Genomic DNA, 17,035 nt, shown 5'->3' with positions numbered 1-17,035 from the left:
TCTCGCACTACGGTAGCAATGCGATCCGTCTGGGACCTTGTCATCAGCATATGTCGAAAGGTCGACAGAAAAACATTGATACCCGGCAAGTTTGATGAATATCAATGGTCGGAGCATCAAAGCCTGCAATACTTGTGCTTGGCCAATTCAACACCGCAGCGGTTTCATCGGTAGCCATTCCGCCTCGAACCGGAGGCCATACCCATGTCGCAGGATGCTCGAAACTCGCCCGACCCCGATATCGCCCCCAGGCCCGCACCCTGTGTGGCACTCCCATCCACCGCGGAGCGCCCCAACCCGGGGTTCTACTCCACCCATGCGCTGGATCGAGCCTTCAAGGCCAACCTGGCCAGGCTGACCGCCGGCATCACCCCTGCCGGCCTGGCCAGCGTCTATTTCGAGTGGCTGGTTCACCTGATGCTCTCTCCTGGCAAGCAACTGGAGCTGGGCGAGAAGTACGCTCGCAAGCTGACGCGCTTCGGCCACTACATCAGTCGTCAGGCTCTCGAACCCAGCGCCTGCGCCTGTATCGAACCCCTGGAGCAGGACCGACGTTTCAGTGGCGAGGAGTGGCAGCGCTGGCCCTACAACCTGATCTACCAGTCCTTTCTCTTGACGCAGCAATGGTGGCACAACGCCACCAGCGACATCGACGGCCTCTCGCCCGACAGCGAACGGGTAGTGAACTTCATCACCCGTCAAATACTTGACCGCTACTCACCCTCCAACTCCCCGTGGCTGAACCCGGAGGTCGTCGCTGCCACCCTTGCGACCGGCGGGCAGAACCTGGTGGCCGGCTGGCAGCACTTCATCGAGGACTGGGAGCGGGCCGTGTCCGGCAAGCCGCCGTTCGGCGCCGAAGCTTTCCGTGTGGGAAAGAACCTGGCGATCACTCCCGGCAAGGTGGTCTACCGAAACCGACTCATCGAGCTGATCCAGTACACCCCGACGACGAAACAGGTCTACGCCGAGCCGGTGCTGATCGTGCCCGCCTGGATCATGAAGTACTACATTCTCGACCTCACTCCCGCCCAATCCCTGGTCAAGTACCTGGTGGACGAGGGTCATACCGTGTTCATGATCTCGTGGCGCAACCCGGGCTCGGAGGAACACAACCTGGGCATGGAGGACTACCGCCGGCTGGGGCCGATGGCGGCGCTGGACGCGGTCTCCGCCATCACGGGCGGCAGCAAGGTGCACGGCGTGGGTTACTGCCTGGGAGGCACGCTGCTCTCCATCGCCGCGGCCGCCATGGCGCGGGATGGCGACGACAGGCTGGCGTCGCTTACCACCCTGGCCACCCAGGTGGACTTCACCGAGGCCGGCGAACTGATGCTGTTCATCGGCGAAAGCCAGGTGGCCTACCTGGAAAACATGATGTGGGATCAGGGCTATCTCGACGGCTTTCAGATGGCCGGCGCGTTCCAGATCCTGCGCTCCAACGATCTGATCTGGTCGCGTATCGTACACGACTATCTGCTGGGCGGACGTCAGCCCATGAACGCCCTCATGGCCTGGAATGCGGACCTGACCCGCATGCCCTACCGCATGCACTCCGAGTATCTGCGCCAGCTGTTCCTCAACAACGACCTGGCCAACGGCCACTATCGGGTAGACGATCGGCCCGTCGTGATACAAGACATTCGCGCGCCGCTGTTCGTCGTCAGCACGACTGCCGATCATGTGGCTCCCTGGAAATCCGTCTACAAGATCCACTTGCTGGCAGATGCCGACGAGGTGACCTTCGTGCTGACCAGCGGCGGCCACAATGCCGGGATCGTCAGCGAGCCGGGGCACACCGGGCGCCGCTTCCGGATGGATACGCCACGGCATGGCAAGGCGTACCTGGACCCGGAAACCTGGCAGCAGATCACGCCCGAGCAGGACGGCTCCTGGTGGCCGGCCTGGCATCAGTGGCTGGCGGCCCACTCCAGCGAACAGCTGGCGCCGCCCGCCATGGGCAGCCAGCAGTACCCACCCCTGGCCGATGCTCCGGGAAACTACGTGCTGGCGCCATGAGCGGAGGACTTAGAAATGCTTGCTCATCACCACCACGCGGGGCTCATAGCCCAGCGCTTCATAAAAGCGTATGGCCTGTTCGTTCCGTGCCAGCACCTTTAACTCGACCTTGTAGGTGCCACATTGGGCAGCATAGCGTTCCGCTTGCTCCACGAGTAAGCGCCCCACTCCGAGATGGCGGCTCTCTGGCCGGACGAAGAGTTCCGCCATGAAGCTGAATGGGTCCGGCCTCTCATCCGGGTCATCGGGGGAAACGTAACCCCAAAGGCACACGTATCCGACCAATTCGCTGCCATCCTCGGCAACGAATACCGCACCGCTCGTGCTTTCTACCTTTGCCATCAGCTCTTGGAAATAGCCTTCGATGATCTCATCGCCGGGTGCAAGATCAGCATCGAACGGCCGCAGGGTCTCATGCAGGCAGAGAACCAGGCTTCGGAGTGCTTCGCAGTCTGCCTGGCAGTAAGGTCGAATCGTCACCATCAGTGTCGCCCCTCATGGCTCTCAAGGCTATTCATTGCACAGAGTAAAAACCAGAACAGGGCACGCAGTGAACGCCTCTTTTCGTTATATCAAGGTTTCGTACAGAAGCAGAGTTCGCCCTTCATGCTCGGTTTTTCCAAAGCATGAGTAACCCACTTTTTCGTACACATGCCTGGCACGATAGTTGGTTTCGAAAACGTCCAGCCAGATTCGCTTTCTTCCTAACTCACTGCGGCACAGTTCTCGAACGGCTTCCAAAGCACGCACACCGATGCCACGCCCCGGGTTTGGCACGACGATTCGGCGAAGCTCAACGCTCACACCATCCGGGTCTAGCGCCAGCATGACAAAGCCAGCCGGATTTTTTCCATGGCGAATTTTTCCATGGCGAATAGCCTTGTAGATCACGGCGGGCTTCATGAATTCCTGCTGATGCTTTTCCAGGCTATACGGAATGATGTAGTCCCGTGCTTCACCGGCTTCCATTGCGCCTATAATTTCCAGCTCTTCGAATGACACAGCCTCCAAAGCCAACGTTCCGTCTTGCATCGCACTTTTCCTCAGCATGCTACCTTCACCCTTGGATCGCACGGATATCTTCTATGTCCACTGGTCGTGACAACGCCAGCTTATATCGAACTAGATCCTCTTTGAGCATTAACGGAAGCTCTGCCGCGAGCAAGCTCACGGTTTCGTAGCGAGAGAAATCTATCTCAAGCGGAACCCATGCCTGGCTTGCCTTATCGAAGATGTTCGCTCCAGCGGCACTCCCTACCTCGATTTTGACGCCTGCATACTTGAACTGTACATAGGTCAGATCCCAACCTGCCTCCCGGTATCGGGTTGAAGAAAATATCCATGGTGGTTGCCACCGAACTTCTCCACCAAGGGAATCCACAGCTTCCCATAGCGCTCAAACTCTTCCAGCTTGAATGGATCGATGATGTATCTCAGATAGCACGTGACCATAGTTCCCCCACGTCAAAATTAACTATTCTTAATTATTCGGCAGCATACTTCTTCAGCCTACCACTTTTTATACTCACAAGCCCCAGTCAGCGCTCACTCACCTGTCGAGCCTTGCCAGATCGGCACTGCAGATCAATCCACGGCCACGTTGGATAATGCCAAGCGTCACGATCACGCTGCCAAGCAGTACCATGCCAAAGATTCCCAGCGCAGCGGTGTGACCGAAAACATCGACCAACACCCCTGTGGTAATGACGGGAATACTGAAACCAAGATAAGCCATCAGGAAGTAACCGGCACTTGCCCGAGACGGTTGTTCCGCAGCCAAGTCGAGCACACCGCTCAATCCCCCCAGATAGATGAAACCATAGCAGGCACTGCTTGCCGCGACAGTCCCAACCAGTACGGCGACCAAGTACCCCTGCAACGCGCCCCAGGCAATCAGGCCATATGCCAAGGGCAGGATGATCAGGCCCAGTTGAGTAGCTATTTGTGGCGCTAGTTTCCTTGCCCATGGTTGGAACAGCACGCCGCAACTGCAAACGCCGAACGTTGCAAAACCGGCCCAGCCCGATAGGCCATGCTGGGCCAACGTCGAGGGCAGAATCGCAATGACCAGCCCCACACTTGCCCATGCCAACAATATGGCGAGCCCATAACCAAAGGCGCCCGGTGGAAAAGCCGGCAAACGCAACATCTCGGCCCCGGTCTGCCTTGGTGAATCGTCTTTTAGCGTCAGCACCCACACCAGCGCCAAAGCAGCGGCACCCAGATAAAGCCAAAAGCTCGGCGGTGTCAGGCTCGGCACGTGAAGCACGAACAGAGCGGTGACGGCCGCACCGAGCCCGAACCCCAACGCTGTGCTGGCGGTAACCCAGTTGGCCGGAGCCCGGCTGTCCCCGCCGCCAAACAGCGAACGCATATAGGCGGGCGCCACTGTCGATGTCAGCGCCGTGCCAATGCCCATCATGAAGCGTGCGATACCCAGGGTAATCAAGCCTGGCATTGCGAGAGTCAACGCCGTGGCAGCCAGGCACAACACTAGCGCAGTGACGATCAACGGTTTGCGCCCTACCCGTTCGGCGAGCCCATTGAAGCCCAGCAACACCGGCAGAATACCGACCACATAGCAGGCAAACGCAACGGTCGTGGCGCCCACGCCGGCTCCGCTACGCGCTGCCAAGGCATCGTAAAGGGGCGCCTGCAGATTGACCGCTGACGTGATCGTGCAGAGGGCAAAAGCAAGGCGGGCAGGATGGGATCGGGACATGGAGAGAGACTCTTGCAGCAAGGGATCGATGCGAGCGGCTGTATGGCAGAAGCTGAACAATTGCATCTGCATGCTGCGCATGGAAAGGTACGGTCTCGTCAATTACCGATAAGCTGTTCCAGGCTTTTCTTGTACGGTTGTCGTGGGGCGTGCCGATGATGAAGTTGGAATTGGACAAGCATTCGAACCAGCCCCTGGTGGAACAGCTAGTCGAGAGCTTCAAAGGTTGGATCGAGAGTAACGGCGGAGGCGGCGGCAGTCGTTTGCCTTCGATACGACAGCTGGCTGCAGAACATGGAATAAGCCGTAACGTCGTGATCGAAGCCTACGAACGGCTGGTGGCATATGGATTGGTCCGCTCCCGGCCAGGCTCTGGATTCTATGTCGCAGCGACGGCCCCAACGGCCCTGGCCAAGGCGGCCCGGTCACCGGGCCAACTGGAGGATTTCACGAATGCCATGTGGAGCCTCTTCAAGGCTGACGAAAGTCACCTAAAGCTGGGCTGCGGCTGGCTGCCCAACCATTGGCGCGAGGGCGATGATCTGACCTACGCCATTCGCCAGGTGGCAAGGCAAAGCCGCTCAGGCATCTTCGATTACAGCACGCCGCTGGGCCCGCTGGATTTACGCGGGTTGATTCAGGAGCGCGTGCGTCTGCTGGGCATCCGTGCCGATGCCCATCAAATACTGATGACCGGTGGAGGCAGCCACTCGCTGGATCTTCTGGTGCGCTTGTTGCTTGAGCCTGGTGACGTGGTATTCGTCGAGTCCCCGGGCTATTACAACCTGCTCGGTCTGCTGCGCTTGCAACGCATCCAGGTCGTCGGCGTGCCGCGCTTGGCGGACGGGCCGGATATCGAGCATCTGGAAGCGCTTCTGGCACAGCACAAGCCGAAGCTGTTCTTCGTGAACAGCGTCTTTCAGAATCCTACGGGTTCCATCTTGGCGCCAGCCGTTGCCCATCGCCTACTGCAATTGGCCGAAGCCCATGATTTCCAAGTCGTGGAAGACGACATCTATGCCGATTTTCAGCATGAGTCCAGCATTCGCCTCGCGTCGCTCGATGACCTGAACCGGGTCATTTATCTGAGCAGCTTCTCCAAGAGCCTTTCATCTTCGCTGCGAGTTGGCTTTATCATCGCTAGGCAGCCTCTGCTGAAACCCCTGGTCGACATCAAGATGCTGACCAGTATTTCCGCTTCACATTTTGCAGAGCAAGTCGTTACCACCATGCTTCAAAACGGCAGCTACAGGAAGCTGACGGAGCGTCTCAGGACAAAGCTCTCGGAACAGATGGCCTCCACTCTCACACAGCTTAAAAAAGCCGGCTGGGTACTCTTCCTCGAGCCGGCAGGCGGTATGTTCGTTTGGGCACGCCATCCAGCGATCCACTCCTCGACTCAGCTCGTGCAGTACGCACAGCGGAGGGGGATTACGCTCTCGCCCGGCCATCTATTTCTACCAGAGGACGGCGACTCTCCCTGGGTGCGGCTCAACGTGGCCTACATGAACGATGCAAGAGCGCGGTCGTTCATTAGTGAGCCTATCGGGCCATGACTTCTCCTATCGAGCAAGTATCCCGCCAGTAAGTGCTCACTAACTCCTCATGCCAGTTTTCAGCGGCCATTCAGCCCCTTTCCCGCAAGAATATCGGGTGTGCACTTCTCGATCCGCGACACTCGCGTGCTGGATTGTTTGGCCCTGGAGAAGTGCAGGATGTAGCCTCTTTGCCGACCAGGCGTAAGCGCCTCGAAGGCGGCTTTTAACGCAGTACTTGCGTCAAGAGCCGCCTGGAGTTCTTCGGGTATGTCAGCTCATGCTTCTCGCTGAAGTCCACCTTGGCGCCGACCTTCTCCAGCTCAATGGCCTCGAGGAGATAGGCTTCAAGTACGGCGGCCTGCGATTCGATCTCGCTCAGTTGTGTGAAGCGGACCTGGCGCATCGCCTGGGAGTGTTCTCCGGGGGCAACGAGGATCCTTTCGGGGTCCTTCAACAGGCTGCCCTTGAAAAAGCCGAGTGCGCAGTACTCTTTCATGCCGAAGATCATGGCCACGTTGCCGTTCTGAAACGAGTAGCAGAGTTTTCCCCACTTGACGCTTTCGCTCAGTTGGCAGGAGAGCGCTATCGCTCTCAGCTTTTCCCGCTCTTCATGCCATTGCGGCTGGCCCAGCAAGGCTTCCACTTTCGGATTGGTATCGTTCATTGTCCTTGTTCTCGTTATTGGCGATGGAGCCTACCCAGTCAGCACTTACTTACCTCTACAGGCCGTTAAACGTACCACTCCATTCCTTCATAGGGTTTTTCTCTGAGTGCCGCCAGTCGGCTTTGCAAGTTGCCGTCCGTGCCGAGGAATTGAGTTGTTTCAGCGGGTCGCATCATCCCCGAGTGGGCGTATCACGCGGCAGGGGTTGCCGGCGGCGAATACATCCTCGGGAATGTCCTTGGTCACCACGCTGCCGGCACCGATGACCGTGCGGGAGCCGATGGTGACGCCGGGACAGAGAATCGCCCCACCGCCGATCCATACGTCGTCGCCGATCGTGATCGGCTTGGCGGATTCCAGGCCGCTGCGGCGCTCTTCGGCATCGAGCGGGTGGGTGGCGGTATAGACCTGTACGTTGGGACCGAACATGGTGTGATTGCCGATGGTGACTTCCGCCACGTCAAGGATCACGCAGTTGAAGTTGAAGAAGACCCGCTCGCCCAGGGTGATGTTGCCGCCGTAGTCGCAGTAAAAGGGTGGCTCGATGAAGGTGCCCTTGCCCATGGCGCCGAACAGCTCACTCAGCAGCCGCTTGCGCTCCTGGCCCTGGTCGTCGCCGGTGTCGTTGAAGGCCTTGGCCAGCAAGCGGGCGCGGTGGCGCTCGCTCAGGAGCTGGGCATCGCGCGGATTGTAGAGTTCACCGGCCAGCATCTTCTCTTTTTCGCTCTTCATCACTTCTCCCTTGTCGTAGCCGCTTCACCCCGGGTGCGGCAGGTGCCCCAACGGCAGAGCCGATGGGGCTTTCACCGTCGAAATCGCAAAATTGCTGCGAATGTCGCTAACGCCAGGCAGTTTCAACAGCTTGTCCTGCAACAGCGCCTCGTAGGCGGCCAGGTCCGGCACCACCACTTGCAGCAGGAAGTCGGCCTCGCCCGAGACCAGATGGCAGGAAACGACTTCCGGCAGCTTGACCACCTCCTCCCGAAACGCCCGGGCCAGTTCGTCGTGGTGCTGTCGAACCTTGATGTCCACGAATACGGTTAGCCCCAGCCCCACCTCACCGCGATCCAGCGCGGCGTGGTAACCCTTGATGATGCCCTTCTCCTCGAGCAGGCGCACGCGACGCAGGCAGGGTGAGGGAGACAGGCCCACCTCTTCGGCTAGTTGCACGTTGGTCAGCCGAGCATCTCGCTGCAAGGCCGACAGGATCCGGCGGTCCAGATTGTCGAGTTTCATTTTTGGCATGTTTGCCAAGCCTGCCTCGGGTTTAGGTGATGAATATGCCAATAATAGACGCAATACAGGCCAACTACGCAACACGCCTCAAGGTCGCATTTCTTATTCTGGAGGCATCGAGATCCGCCCTCTCGCACCAATCTCTCGCACCAACCTCTCGTTGCAACCTGGAGGCCATCCATGGAACATCTGAGCCTGTTTGTGGCCGCGCTTGTCATTGCTTATCTGGTTCCTGGGCCGGACATGGTGCTGATCCTGCAGACTGCCAGCCGACAGGGCGGGGCCTTGCCTTGGCAACGGCATGCGGGCTGGGGCTGGCCCGCGGTGCCCATGTGGCCCTGGCCGCCGTGGGCTTGGCCGCCTTGCTGAAGGCTTCTCCGCTGCTGTTCGACATCATGCGAGGTATTGGCGCCGCGTATCTGGTCTGGCTGGGCATTCGGCTTGCCCGCGCCGATATGTGGTCGGAAACCGCAACCACTACACCACAGCCACCTGTTCCGCGCTCCTACCGCCTGGCATTCCAGCGCGGCTTGCTGACCAACATTGCCAATCCCAAGGCGCTGCTGTTCTGCTCGGTACTGTTGCCGCAATTCATGCACGCCGATGCCGGCATGGTGGCGCTGCAATTCGCATTGCTCGGCATCGTGCTGGTAGGCGTCGGGCTGATCTTCGATCTGTTCTATACGGCGGTTGGCATGGCGCTGGGCCGCTGGATGGCACGTCATCCGCTCGCGCGGCGCTTCCAGCGCTGGCTGTTCGCCACTTCGCTGATGGGCTTCGGTACTAAGCTGGCGTTGAGCGGCTGAATTCGGTTGGGATAATTGACGCCCCGGCATACACGGGCGGGGGCGGCAATGGGACGTCGTTAGGGCAAAGCTCAGAAGCCCAGCAGCCGCCACACCAGCGGCAGCAGCATCGCGGTGAAGATACCCGTCAGGCTCATGCCGAGCGAGGCGAAGGCGCCGGCGGTGGGGCCAAGCTCGAAGGCGCGCACGATGCCGATGGCGTGACCGTTCACGCCGAGCGCGAAACCGAGAATCCGCTTGTCATCGATCTTGAGCCACTTGGCCAGCAGCGAGACGAAGATGGTGGTCAGCACGCCGGTGATCAGCAAACCGCCCAGCATCAGCGAGAGCGAGCCGCCGAGCTGCTCCAGAATTCCCATGGCAATGGGCGCGGTGACCGACTTCGGCGCCAGCGAGGCCAGCACCGTAGGCGGCGCCCCCAGCAGCCAGGCGATCAGAACGGCGTAGAGCGCCGCCAGCGCCGCGGCTAGCGGCAGGCAGCACAGGATGGGCTTCCACAGGGCGAAGATATGCTGGCGCTGCTGGTAGAGCGGCACCGCCAGCGCCACGGTGGCGGGTCCCAGCAGCAGGGTCAGCCAGGCCACGTTGCGCTGATAGTCGATGTACTCGTAACGCAGCAGCCACAGTGCGGCTGCCGTCAACAGCGCGCCGATCAGCACCGCCGGGCACCAGCTCGGCCGGCCGAGCCGCTCGAACAGGCGTACGCCACCGAGATAGGCCGCCAGCGTCAGGGCGACGGCCAGGATGGGGGTGTTCAGCAACGATGCATGCAGCTCGCTCATAACTGGCGGTCCCGCGTATCGGTGTCCGCGGCCTCCCGCGGCATGAAGCGTCGCATCAACAGAAGCGTGGTCAGCACGCTGAGGAAGGTGCCGACCACCAGGGCCAGCATGATCGCCGTCCAGTGACCAGCGAACTCATCGATCACGAAGAACACGCCCACCACGCCGGGCATGATCAACATGGCGAGCAGTGGTATCAGCGCCTGGCTGGCCGTGGCCACACTCTCGTTGAGCCTTCGCTTCACCAACAGCCAGGCCAGCAGCAACAGCAGCCCGGCCATGGCGTGGGAGACCGGCAGCGAGAGTAGCTCGACGGCGGCGTGGCCGAGCAGTTGAAAGGCAAGCAACCACAGGAAACCACGCAACAGCTTCATGCCAGCTCCATTCGGCCCGGGAAGGTGTGTCCGCTAGTGGCTTCCGAAGAGTCAGGCAGCCAGGACGGGTGCGTTTCAGGAAAGATTACCATGCTATCGTTTACGCGTGGATGCTCCTGACCTTAACCCCAGTCCCGCCCATGCAACGGCCTCCTCCCCAGTAAGCATTCACCTACCTGGCAGCGCCTGGCCCATGGGCAGTGGGGGGCCACCCTACCCTTCGCTGCGCGACTCGCCCCCCGCCACCGCCCGCGAAGAGAACATCCAAGATGGCAGCTCCGCGCGGCTCAACCATGGCAGCCTCGCCAGCAGGGCGATGACCACCAGTGCGAAAGCGAGCCGCGCCCACAGCAGGCCGGAGAGGTCCGCGCCCATCAGCATGATCAGCAGCGTGTCCTCGATCAGGCTGTGGCACAGGCCGAGGAAACAGAGCGTGAGCACGATGTCCCGCGGAGTCAGACGTCCCGAGTGCGCCTCACGCAGCAGCAGGCCGGCACCGAAGCTGAGCCCCAGGGTAATCCCGATCACGGTGATGTTGGCCGCCGCCGGACCGATTCCCAGCAATCGCAGCAGCGGATAGAGCAGCTTGTGAATCAGCCGCTCCACGCCCAGCCGGCGCAGCAGCTTCAGGAATGCCATCAACGCCAGTATCACCACGAAGATAGTCGCGAGCGTTATCGCTTGCCCCTGCAGCCAGGCCGCCAGCGTCGCCTCCTGGGTCGAAGGCTCCCACACCACATGATTGGCATGCTGCAGCCAGCCGCCCAGCGAGTAGCTCAGGTGCAGCAGCCAACCCAACAGCCAAGCACCGCCGACGCGCAGCAGCACGGTCAGCCACCAGGGCACACCGGCCAGGCGCGCCACCGCGCCTTCTATCGGCAGCGAGTGCCCCACGGCCATCAAGGCTCCCAGCACCGTGACCTGCGCTACGGTCAATGGCGTATCCCGCGTGACTTCGAAGAAGATCACCAGGCCGGTATAGATATTGGTCAACAGCGTAGCGGCCCACACCACACTCAGCGGCTCGGGCAACCCCAGCGGGGTCATCAACGGCGAGAGCCAGTGGCCGAGCAGTTCGGTCATGCCCAGCATCTCGAGTGCTTTCACGATCAGCAGCGCCGGCACCATTACCTTGAGCAGGGCCAGGTAGACCGACCAGGCTTCGCGCAATAACTGCCGGGTCGTGCCGAAAAGCATCGCGGCGAGTCGTCTTGCCATGGGTGCGTATCCGTCAGGTAGTCAGCCGCTTACTTTACGCATATACCGCACAAGGCGATGGCGTTATTGGCACGAAAGGGGAAGAATGTGGCTTTTTGAAGGGCGCGAGGGAAATTTCCTGCACCATGGACAGACTCGACCTGAGGATACTCGATCAGCTACAGCGCGACGCCAGCCTGACCAACCAGGCCCTGGCGGAGCGGGTCGGGCTTTCCCCCACGGCATGCCTGAAGCGCGTTCGGCGCCTCAAGGAGAACGGCGTCATCCAGCGCGAGGTGGCCATTCTCGCCCCCGAAGCCCTTGGCGCCAACCTGCACATGGTGGTGGAAGTCACCATGGCGCGCGACGACAAGGCCCTCTACGGTCGTTTCATCAAGCAGGTGGAGGCGGCCCCCGAGGTGACCCAATGCTACCAGGTCACCGGCGAGGTGGATTTCGTGCTGATCGTCAGCGTACCCGACATGGCAAGCTACGATCGTTTCTGCGACCGCGAGCTGGATGCCAGCGACGACGTACACAAGTTCCGTACGCTGATCTCGCGCAAGCGCACCAAGTTCGAGACGCGGCTGCCGTTGGGCGATTAGCGCACCAGGAGGGCGCTATTCGTCCTTCGGTCCGACCCAGGCAAAGGGGTTGTGCGCCACTTCCCAGAGATAGCCATCCGGGTCGGCGAAGTAGCCGGAATAACCGCCCCAGAAAACCTTCTGGCCCGGCTTGACCAGCTTGGCACCGGCGGCGACGGCCTGCTCCAGCAGTTCGTCGACCTCGGCCTCGGAGGCCAGGTTGTGCGCCAGCGCAATACCGGTGAAGCCGCTACCCTCGGGCGAAACGCCGGCATCCTCGGCCAGCGCCTCACGGCCGTAGAGTCCCAGCCAGGTGCCGTTGAGGGTGAAGAAGGCCACTTCCGGCGGCGACTCCATGCGCGGCAGGCCCAGCCCTTGTTCGTAGAACCGAATCGATGCCGCGAGATCGCGGACACCGAGCGTGATCATGCTGATGCGTGGCTTCATGTCTTCCCTCCCCTGTCATCGCCCAACCGATACACGCCGCTGGTGGAGGCAGCGAAGCTTTACGCCCTCACCTGCAAGAATGCCTGAACCTCATTGCCGCCGAGCGACCAGCAGCCCAACCCCGGCACTGGCCAGCAAGGTCGCGCAGCCGCGATTGAACAGCTGTCTCATGGCGGGACGGGAGAACCACTGACGCAGGAAGGCACCGACATAGGCATAACCGGCGATGGCGATCCATTCGAGCAGCAGGAACAGCGCCCCCAGGATGGTGAACTGCAGGGCAACGTGACCGGTCGGGTCGACGAACTGCGGCAAGAAAGCGGTGAAGATCAGGATCGCCTTGGGATTGCCGGCGGCCAACAGGAATTCCTGGCGCGCCAATCCCAGCAGGCTGCGCTGCCGTCCTTCCAACTCCCGCTCTTCACCAGGCGCGGCGAACCACAGCTGGTAGGCCAGCCAGAACAGGTAGACGGCCCCCAGCAGCTTGACGGCAAGGAACAGTTTTTCCGAAGCGTACAGCAGCGTAGCAAGCCCGGAGGCCGCCAGCGCAATCATCACCATGAAAGCCACCAGGCGACCAATGCCCGCCAGGCAGGCCACGTTCACGCCGTAGCGCTTGGCGTTGCTCATGGAGAGCAGGTTATTGGGGCCCGGTGCCAGATTCAACGCGAAACAGGCCGGGATGAAGAGCCACAAGGTCGTCAGGTTCATGTCGCTTCCTGTTATTGAGTCAGTCCATGCCCGCTTCGTCGGCGTTAACGGTCAAGCGCTGCAGCCATTGCGCTCGCCGCATTCGATACAGGCGCACCGGGCGCCGGTGGAACTCGCACGTTTCGAAGCGCCCGAACCCCACCTTCTCCGCTACCCGCAACGAGGCAATGTGCGTCGGTTCTACGATGGCAACGACAGAATTGAAGCGTCGCTCTTCGAAAGCATGGGCGAGCGCTGCGGTTGCGGCTTCAGTAGCCAGCCCCTGGCCCCAGTAACGCCTGGCGAGCCGGTAGCCCAGGCTCAATACCGCACTGCCCTTCACTCTTTCCGGAGATACCCCGCAGAAACCGACGAATTCGCCGCTGTTCCTGTCTACCAGTGCCAGCGGTCCCGTGCGATGATTGATATAGCAGTCGAAACACCAATCGAGAAAAATGCGGGTTGCCATCTCGTCGCAAACACCGCGCAGCGAGTAGCGCATCACTTCGGGATCGGCCAATATTGCAGCCAGTTCCGGCAGATCGCTGGTCGCCAGCGGGCGCAGGAACAGGCGCGGCGTTTCCAATTCGAACATCATGCCCTCCCTGGCAGCGTCACATCTCGTGCTCGGCGCTGGCTGATGCGGTCCCTAGCGGCACCGCGATATCGAAATGCAGCACGTCCTCGCGAACGCCGAGTTTCGAATAAAGCTCAATGGCCGGCGTATCGCCGAGATCCGCCTGAACGTAAATGACATAAGCGCCGCGCTGAGCTGCTATCGTCTTGAGTCGTTCGATCAACAGCGTGGCAATGCCCTCGCGTCGATGTGCTTCTGCCACCGCCAAATCGTAAATATAGATCTCGCTGCGCTCCTGCTCGAACTTGTGCAGCTCGTAAGCCGCCAGCCCCCCACCACCTCGGCACCCTTGAGGACCGCCAGGGCGATGAAGCTATCGCGTCCCAGCAGACGCTCCAGATAGGCGCGGCCAGGGCGCGCAACGCCGTAGGTGTCCGGTTCGCCAAAGGCATCGCCGAATACCGTCAGCAAGTCATGCAGCGTGGAGATATCGCCTGCGGTGAGCTGTTGCACCCGGGCCTGACTCGTAGCGTCAGGGTCAGGATCATTCAGGACGGGGGTCATTGTTTCACGGTCCATTCGTGCTTACTTATCCATAGGGCGGTGCGGGCGGAGATAGCCTGTCAGTTTAGAACAAGGCCGAGAGAGACGCGTCGACTCGGCCCTGCTTCTTGCCATCAGCCTCCCTCATGAGGAGTGCCGCGCCCATGAGTGACGGCCTTCGAGTTCTGCGCATGCTGTCGCAGTTGCTCGAATTCCTCTTCGCTGACGGTATTGCGTTCGGCATCGAGGATATGGCCCCCGATGGCGGCAATGGATTGAGTGATGTCGATCAGCGTCTCGGGGTTGCGCGCCACGCTGCGCTTGCTGACGAAGTGGATAAGGATGGAGACACCGCTGACGATCGGCTGGTCGTCGCCTTCATGAATGGGCGGCAGGGTGCCGGGTGGTGATGAATTGGCGATGGTGAGCTTATAGCCCGCGAGAGGATCGCGGATCTTGTAGACACCCAGCTTGGCGTCGTAGTTGGCGTTGTATTCCTTGAGCAGGCGAGCCAGGCGGCGATTGGTATCCAACCCGGGCCAGTCGAGTATCACGAACAGGCACTGCTTGATTTCCTTGCCCGAGGCGACCTGGAAGCGGCGCATCGGCTCCGATTCCGGCTCCGACTGAGCGCCTGCCGCCGGCAGGGGTACCGTTTCAGGCACCTCCACTTGGGTTGCCTCTGCCATTCGGCGCGTTGCCAAAGGCGTTTCCGTGAGCTCACTACGAACACTACGGCTCTTGAGAAAGGCCACCATGCACACTAGCGCGAGCAGCAACGCCACTCCCGCTACGATCAGTACCGCTACGACCGGATCCATCCTGCGTACCTCTGCCTGTGCTGGCCCACGAGGCATTCCCCAGGCTCTGTCCGAAACCGGCTGCACTTGGCCATATGGCGTAAAAAAATCGGCTTAAAGCACTCCCTTACAACACGTAAACTGCTCTTTTCGCCGTTTTTTTGCCTTGTCTGGCCTTCGCTCGCCAACTTTTCAAACAGAGCCTATCGCCGTGACACCTTCCCAATCGCACGAATCAACATTCGTGCAGGTAATGCCGTGTCGGGCCATTTGTTATTTGCTCTACCTTACGCCGTTACGCTTAGTAACGCTATATGCGCAACCAACGTTAGCACGACTTTTCTTCCTTTGCTGCTCGCCATGGGCTCGGCTCCAGTCGACCTTGCCGGCGATGGAGTGATGTTCGAGCAGGACCGCGATATGCTGCGGTTGCCACTCTCGAGCCTTGCGTTGAAGTATTTCGATGGCAACCGAAGCCGGAAGACTCCATGCTTTAGGTAACGAAAGCCATATAAGGAGCCACGCCCGCGAAGTGACACTGGCCGCCAGTGAGCCGGACTGTCATACCAATGGAATGATGTGAAGGCCAGTGTTGTAGGTGCCGTCAACTCAGGAGCCCTGCCCCGATGGTACGACTCGACAAGAAAGCCAAGCGGTTGTATGTACTGGATACCAATGTCCTGCTGCATGACCCCACCGCCCTGTATCAATTCGAGGAACACGAGGTGGTCATCCCCATGACCGTGCTCGAGGAACTCGACAAGCACAAGAATGGCCTGCGCGAGATCGCTCGCACCGCCCGCCAGGTCAGCCGCACCCTCTCCGACCTCACCAATCAAGTCACCTTCGACGAAATCCAGAAAGGCATACCGATCCCCCGGGCCGGCGGCGCCACGCTCGGCAAGCTTCGGTTTCTCTGCTACCCCGAACTGGAGCCACTGGAGCACCTCGCGGAGAGCCCCGACAACGTACTGCTGGCCGAGACCTGCCGGCTGCGCGACGAGCGGCCCGACGCCTCGGTAATCCTGGTCACCAAGGACATCAACCTGCGGGTAAAGGCCACGGCGTTGAATGTCCCGGTGGAGGATTACCTGACCGACCGCGCCTTCAGCGACAGCGATGTCATGCTCGAGGGCGTTCGCATCTATCCCGATGCGGAAGGTGGCAGCGGCCCCTGGGGCCAGATGGAGGTCGAGGTCGAGGTGGAACGAGTCGACCACCGCACCTTCTATCGCCTGGACGGTCGCATACCCAGCGACTGGCACTTGGGCATGCTGGTATCGGACAGCGAGAACGGTGCCAGCTTCGAGGCCATCGTGCGCGAGCTGAGCCCCACCCAGGCACGGCTGCAACTGTTGACCAACTATCGCCACAAGGATGGCGTATGGGGCGTGCATGCCCACGACAGCCGCCAGAACTTCGCCCTGAACCTGCTGATGGACGACGATGTCGACCTGGTCACCATTGCTGGCAGCGCCGGTACCGGCAAGACCTTCATGACGTTGGCGGCAGCCTTCCAGCAAACCCTCGATGCCAAGCGCTTCGAGCGCATCGTGTTCACCCGGGCCCCCATCTCGATGAGCGAGGACATCGGCTTTTTGCCCGGTACCGAGGAGGAGAAGATGTCACCGTGGATGGGTGCCTTCCACGACAACATGGACAACCTGCTGCGCGACGAGCATGACGGCAGCACCAGTTGGAGCCAGGACGCGACGCGCAGCCTGATCGGCTCCCGCGTGCAGATCCGCGCTCCCGGCTTCATGCGCGGACGCACGCTGAACGACACCTTCCTGATCATCGACGAGGCACAGAACTTCACCCCCAAGCAGCTCAAGACCCTGCTCACCCGAGCCGGGCGCAACACCAAGATCGTCTGCCTGGGTAATGTCGGCCAGATCGACACCCCCTACCTCACCGCCAACACCTGCGGCATGGCGGCGGTAGTACAGCGTTTCAGCAACTGGGCCCATGCCGGCCACGTGACCCTGCGCAGCGTGGAGCGCTCGCGTCTGGCACTGGCCGGCGAGGAACTGCTGTAGCGAGGAACCGGCCCTGC

19 protein-coding genes and 1 pseudogene are annotated in these 17,035 nt (G+C 60.8%); 5 read left to right on the top strand and 15 right to left on the bottom strand.

The features are described 5' to 3' along the window. Positions 1 to 204 precede the first annotated feature (204 nt). On the top strand, positions 205 to 2,019 hold the full coding sequence (locus EKK97_RS06450) for a PHA/PHB synthase family protein (protein WP_234286496.1): 1,815 nt from the start codon (positions 205 to 207) through the stop codon (positions 2,017 to 2,019). 9 nt (positions 2,020 to 2,028) lie between these two features. Here EKK97_RS06450 and EKK97_RS06445 read toward each other — a convergent pair whose 3' ends face one another. The 3 genes from EKK97_RS06445 to EKK97_RS06430 form a co-directional block, all read right to left on the bottom strand. Next, on the bottom strand, positions 2,029 to 2,502 hold the full coding sequence (locus EKK97_RS06445; protein WP_159550429.1) for a GNAT family N-acetyltransferase: 474 nt from the start codon (positions 2,500 to 2,502) through the stop codon (positions 2,029 to 2,031). Between the two features lie 84 nt (positions 2,503 to 2,586). Then, complete coding sequence (locus tag EKK97_RS06440) at positions 2,587 to 3,051, bottom strand: GNAT family N-acetyltransferase (protein WP_159550426.1); 465 nt, start codon at positions 3,049 to 3,051, stop codon at positions 2,587 to 2,589. 517 nt (positions 3,052 to 3,568) lie between these two features. After that, complete coding sequence (locus EKK97_RS06430; RefSeq protein ID WP_159555710.1) at positions 3,569 to 4,741, bottom strand: MFS transporter; 1,173 nt, start codon at positions 4,739 to 4,741, stop codon at positions 3,569 to 3,571. 158 nt (positions 4,742 to 4,899) lie between these two features. On the opposite strand from EKK97_RS06430, the gene EKK97_RS06425 reads away from it, so the two are divergent. Then, the gene (locus EKK97_RS06425; RefSeq protein ID WP_159555709.1) at positions 4,900 to 6,297 is read left to right on the top strand and encodes an aminotransferase-like domain-containing protein; all 1,398 of its coding nucleotides are present in this window, start codon (positions 4,900 to 4,902) and stop codon (positions 6,295 to 6,297) included. A gap of 59 nt (positions 6,298 to 6,356) precedes the next feature. Here the strand turns inward: EKK97_RS06425 and EKK97_RS24360 are convergent, their stop codons facing one another. The 4 genes from EKK97_RS24360 to EKK97_RS06410 all read right to left on the bottom strand — a co-directional run bounded on the left by EKK97_RS24360 (position 6,357) and on the right by EKK97_RS06410 (position 8,188). Next, a complete protein-coding gene (locus tag EKK97_RS24360; protein WP_236551444.1) occupies positions 6,357 to 6,548 on the bottom strand; it encodes a YdeI/OmpD-associated family protein in 192 nt (63 codons plus the stop codon). Continuing rightward, entirely contained in the window at positions 6,503 to 6,922 is a 420-nt protein-coding gene (locus tag EKK97_RS06420) for a DUF1801 domain-containing protein (protein WP_236551384.1), read from the bottom strand. Before EKK97_RS06420 ends, EKK97_RS24360 begins: the two co-directional genes overlap by 46 nt. Before the next feature lie 180 nt (positions 6,923 to 7,102). Then, a complete protein-coding gene (locus tag EKK97_RS06415; RefSeq protein ID WP_159550420.1) occupies positions 7,103 to 7,675 on the bottom strand; it encodes a sugar O-acetyltransferase in 573 nt (190 codons plus the stop codon). 24 nt (positions 7,676 to 7,699) lie between these two features. Continuing rightward, the gene (locus EKK97_RS06410) at positions 7,700 to 8,188 is read right to left on the bottom strand and encodes an Lrp/AsnC family transcriptional regulator (protein WP_201297021.1); all 489 of its coding nucleotides are present in this window, start codon (positions 8,186 to 8,188) and stop codon (positions 7,700 to 7,702) included. 281 nt (positions 8,189 to 8,469) lie between these two features. Between EKK97_RS06410 and EKK97_RS06405 the strand changes: the two genes are divergently transcribed. Further along, positions 8,470 to 8,985 (top strand): LysE family translocator, encoded by a 516-nt coding sequence (locus EKK97_RS06405; RefSeq protein WP_236551383.1) that lies wholly within the window; start codon positions 8,470 to 8,472, stop codon positions 8,983 to 8,985. A gap of 71 nt (positions 8,986 to 9,056) precedes the next feature. Here the strand turns inward: EKK97_RS06405 and EKK97_RS06400 are convergent, their stop codons facing one another. The 3 genes from EKK97_RS06400 to EKK97_RS06390 all read right to left on the bottom strand — a co-directional run bounded on the left by EKK97_RS06400 (position 9,057) and on the right by EKK97_RS06390 (position 11,359). Beyond that, positions 9,057 to 9,767: an LrgB family protein gene (locus EKK97_RS06400; RefSeq protein WP_159550417.1), complete on the bottom strand. Its 711-nt coding sequence runs from the start codon at positions 9,765 to 9,767 to the stop codon at positions 9,057 to 9,059. After that, entirely contained in the window at positions 9,764 to 10,141 is a 378-nt protein-coding gene (locus tag EKK97_RS06395; protein WP_159550414.1) for a CidA/LrgA family protein, read from the bottom strand. Before EKK97_RS06395 ends, EKK97_RS06400 begins: the two co-directional genes overlap by 4 nt. Before the next feature lie 213 nt (positions 10,142 to 10,354). Then, positions 10,355 to 11,359 (bottom strand): nucleoside recognition domain-containing protein, encoded by a 1,005-nt coding sequence (locus EKK97_RS06390; protein ID WP_234286499.1) that lies wholly within the window; start codon positions 11,357 to 11,359, stop codon positions 10,355 to 10,357. 125 nt (positions 11,360 to 11,484) lie between these two features. On the opposite strand from EKK97_RS06390, the gene EKK97_RS06385 reads away from it, so the two are divergent. Continuing rightward, positions 11,485 to 11,943 (top strand): Lrp/AsnC family transcriptional regulator, encoded by a 459-nt coding sequence (locus tag EKK97_RS06385; RefSeq protein ID WP_159550411.1) that lies wholly within the window; start codon positions 11,485 to 11,487, stop codon positions 11,941 to 11,943. A 15-nt stretch (positions 11,944 to 11,958) separates the two neighbouring features. On the opposite strand, the gene EKK97_RS06380 is transcribed toward EKK97_RS06385, so the two are convergent. The 5 genes and pseudogenes from EKK97_RS06380 to EKK97_RS06360 form a co-directional block, all read right to left on the bottom strand. Then, a complete protein-coding gene (locus EKK97_RS06380) occupies positions 11,959 to 12,369 on the bottom strand; it encodes a VOC family protein (protein ID WP_159550408.1) in 411 nt (136 codons plus the stop codon). Between the two features lie 90 nt (positions 12,370 to 12,459). Beyond that, positions 12,460 to 13,080: a LysE family translocator gene (locus EKK97_RS06375; protein ID WP_159550405.1), complete on the bottom strand. Its 621-nt coding sequence runs from the start codon at positions 13,078 to 13,080 to the stop codon at positions 12,460 to 12,462. 19 nt (positions 13,081 to 13,099) lie between these two features. Then, entirely contained in the window at positions 13,100 to 13,654 is a 555-nt protein-coding gene (locus EKK97_RS06370; RefSeq protein WP_159550402.1) for a GNAT family N-acetyltransferase, read from the bottom strand. A 19-nt stretch (positions 13,655 to 13,673) separates the two neighbouring features. Next, positions 13,674 to 14,200: pseudogene (locus tag EKK97_RS06365) on the bottom strand (AAC(3)-I family aminoglycoside N-acetyltransferase). Positions 14,201 to 14,313: 113 nt separating this feature from the next. Further along, positions 14,314 to 15,000 (bottom strand): cell division protein ZipA C-terminal FtsZ-binding domain-containing protein, encoded by a 687-nt coding sequence (locus tag EKK97_RS06360; protein WP_159550399.1) that lies wholly within the window; start codon positions 14,998 to 15,000, stop codon positions 14,314 to 14,316. A 605-nt stretch (positions 15,001 to 15,605) separates the two neighbouring features. Between EKK97_RS06360 and EKK97_RS06355 the strand changes: the two genes are divergently transcribed. Then, on the top strand, positions 15,606 to 17,018 hold the full coding sequence (locus EKK97_RS06355) for a PhoH family protein (RefSeq protein ID WP_159550396.1): 1,413 nt from the start codon (positions 15,606 to 15,608) through the stop codon (positions 17,016 to 17,018). Positions 17,019 to 17,035: the final 17 nt, after the last annotated feature.

The organism is Billgrantia tianxiuensis, assembly GCF_009834345.1.
In the GTDB taxonomy this organism is placed as follows: Bacteria; Pseudomonadota; Gammaproteobacteria; order Pseudomonadales; family Halomonadaceae; genus Halomonas; species Halomonas tianxiuensis.
Note: the sequence above shows the minus strand (reverse complement) of the source record. Positions and strands in the feature narration are given on the sequence as shown.

What these genes read in the sequence shown, in the direction of transcription:
- EKK97_RS06375 (WP_159550405.1), bottom strand. Translation starts at nt 13,080, where the DNA reads ATGAACCTGACGACCTTGTGGCTCTTCATCCCGGCCTGTTTCGCGTTG.
- EKK97_RS06450 (WP_234286496.1), top strand. Translation starts at nt 205, where the DNA reads ATGTCGCAGGATGCTCGAAACTCGCCCGACCCCGATATCGCCCCCAGG.
- EKK97_RS06440 (WP_159550426.1), bottom strand. Translation starts at nt 3,051, where the DNA reads ATGCAAGACGGAACGTTGGCTTTGGAGGCTGTGTCATTCGAAGAGCTG.
- EKK97_RS06415 (WP_159550420.1), bottom strand. Translation starts at nt 7,675, where the DNA reads ATGAAGAGCGAAAAAGAGAAGATGCTGGCCGGTGAACTCTACAATCCG.
- EKK97_RS06410 (WP_201297021.1), bottom strand. Translation starts at nt 8,188, where the DNA reads ATGCCAAAAATGAAACTCGACAATCTGGACCGCCGGATCCTGTCGGCC.
- EKK97_RS06395 (WP_159550414.1), bottom strand. Translation starts at nt 10,141, where the DNA reads ATGAAGCTGTTGCGTGGTTTCCTGTGGTTGCTTGCCTTTCAACTGCTC.
- EKK97_RS06390 (WP_234286499.1), bottom strand. Translation starts at nt 11,359, where the DNA reads ATGGCAAGACGACTCGCCGCGATGCTTTTCGGCACGACCCGGCAGTTA.
- EKK97_RS06355 (WP_159550396.1), top strand. Translation starts at nt 15,606, where the DNA reads ATGGTACGACTCGACAAGAAAGCCAAGCGGTTGTATGTACTGGATACC.
- EKK97_RS06400 (WP_159550417.1), bottom strand. Translation starts at nt 9,767, where the DNA reads ATGAGCGAGCTGCATGCATCGTTGCTGAACACCCCCATCCTGGCCGTC.
- EKK97_RS06360 (WP_159550399.1), bottom strand. Translation starts at nt 15,000, where the DNA reads ATGGATCCGGTCGTAGCGGTACTGATCGTAGCGGGAGTGGCGTTGCTG.
- EKK97_RS06370 (WP_159550402.1), bottom strand. Translation starts at nt 13,654, where the DNA reads ATGTTCGAATTGGAAACGCCGCGCCTGTTCCTGCGCCCGCTGGCGACC.
- EKK97_RS06380 (WP_159550408.1), bottom strand. Translation starts at nt 12,369, where the DNA reads ATGAAGCCACGCATCAGCATGATCACGCTCGGTGTCCGCGATCTCGCG.
- EKK97_RS06445 (WP_159550429.1), bottom strand. Translation starts at nt 2,502, where the DNA reads ATGGTGACGATTCGACCTTACTGCCAGGCAGACTGCGAAGCACTCCGA.
- EKK97_RS06425 (WP_159555709.1), top strand. Translation starts at nt 4,900, where the DNA reads ATGAAGTTGGAATTGGACAAGCATTCGAACCAGCCCCTGGTGGAACAG.
- EKK97_RS06430 (WP_159555710.1), bottom strand. Translation starts at nt 4,741, where the DNA reads ATGTCCCGATCCCATCCTGCCCGCCTTGCTTTTGCCCTCTGCACGATC.
- EKK97_RS06385 (WP_159550411.1), top strand. Translation starts at nt 11,485, where the DNA reads ATGGACAGACTCGACCTGAGGATACTCGATCAGCTACAGCGCGACGCC.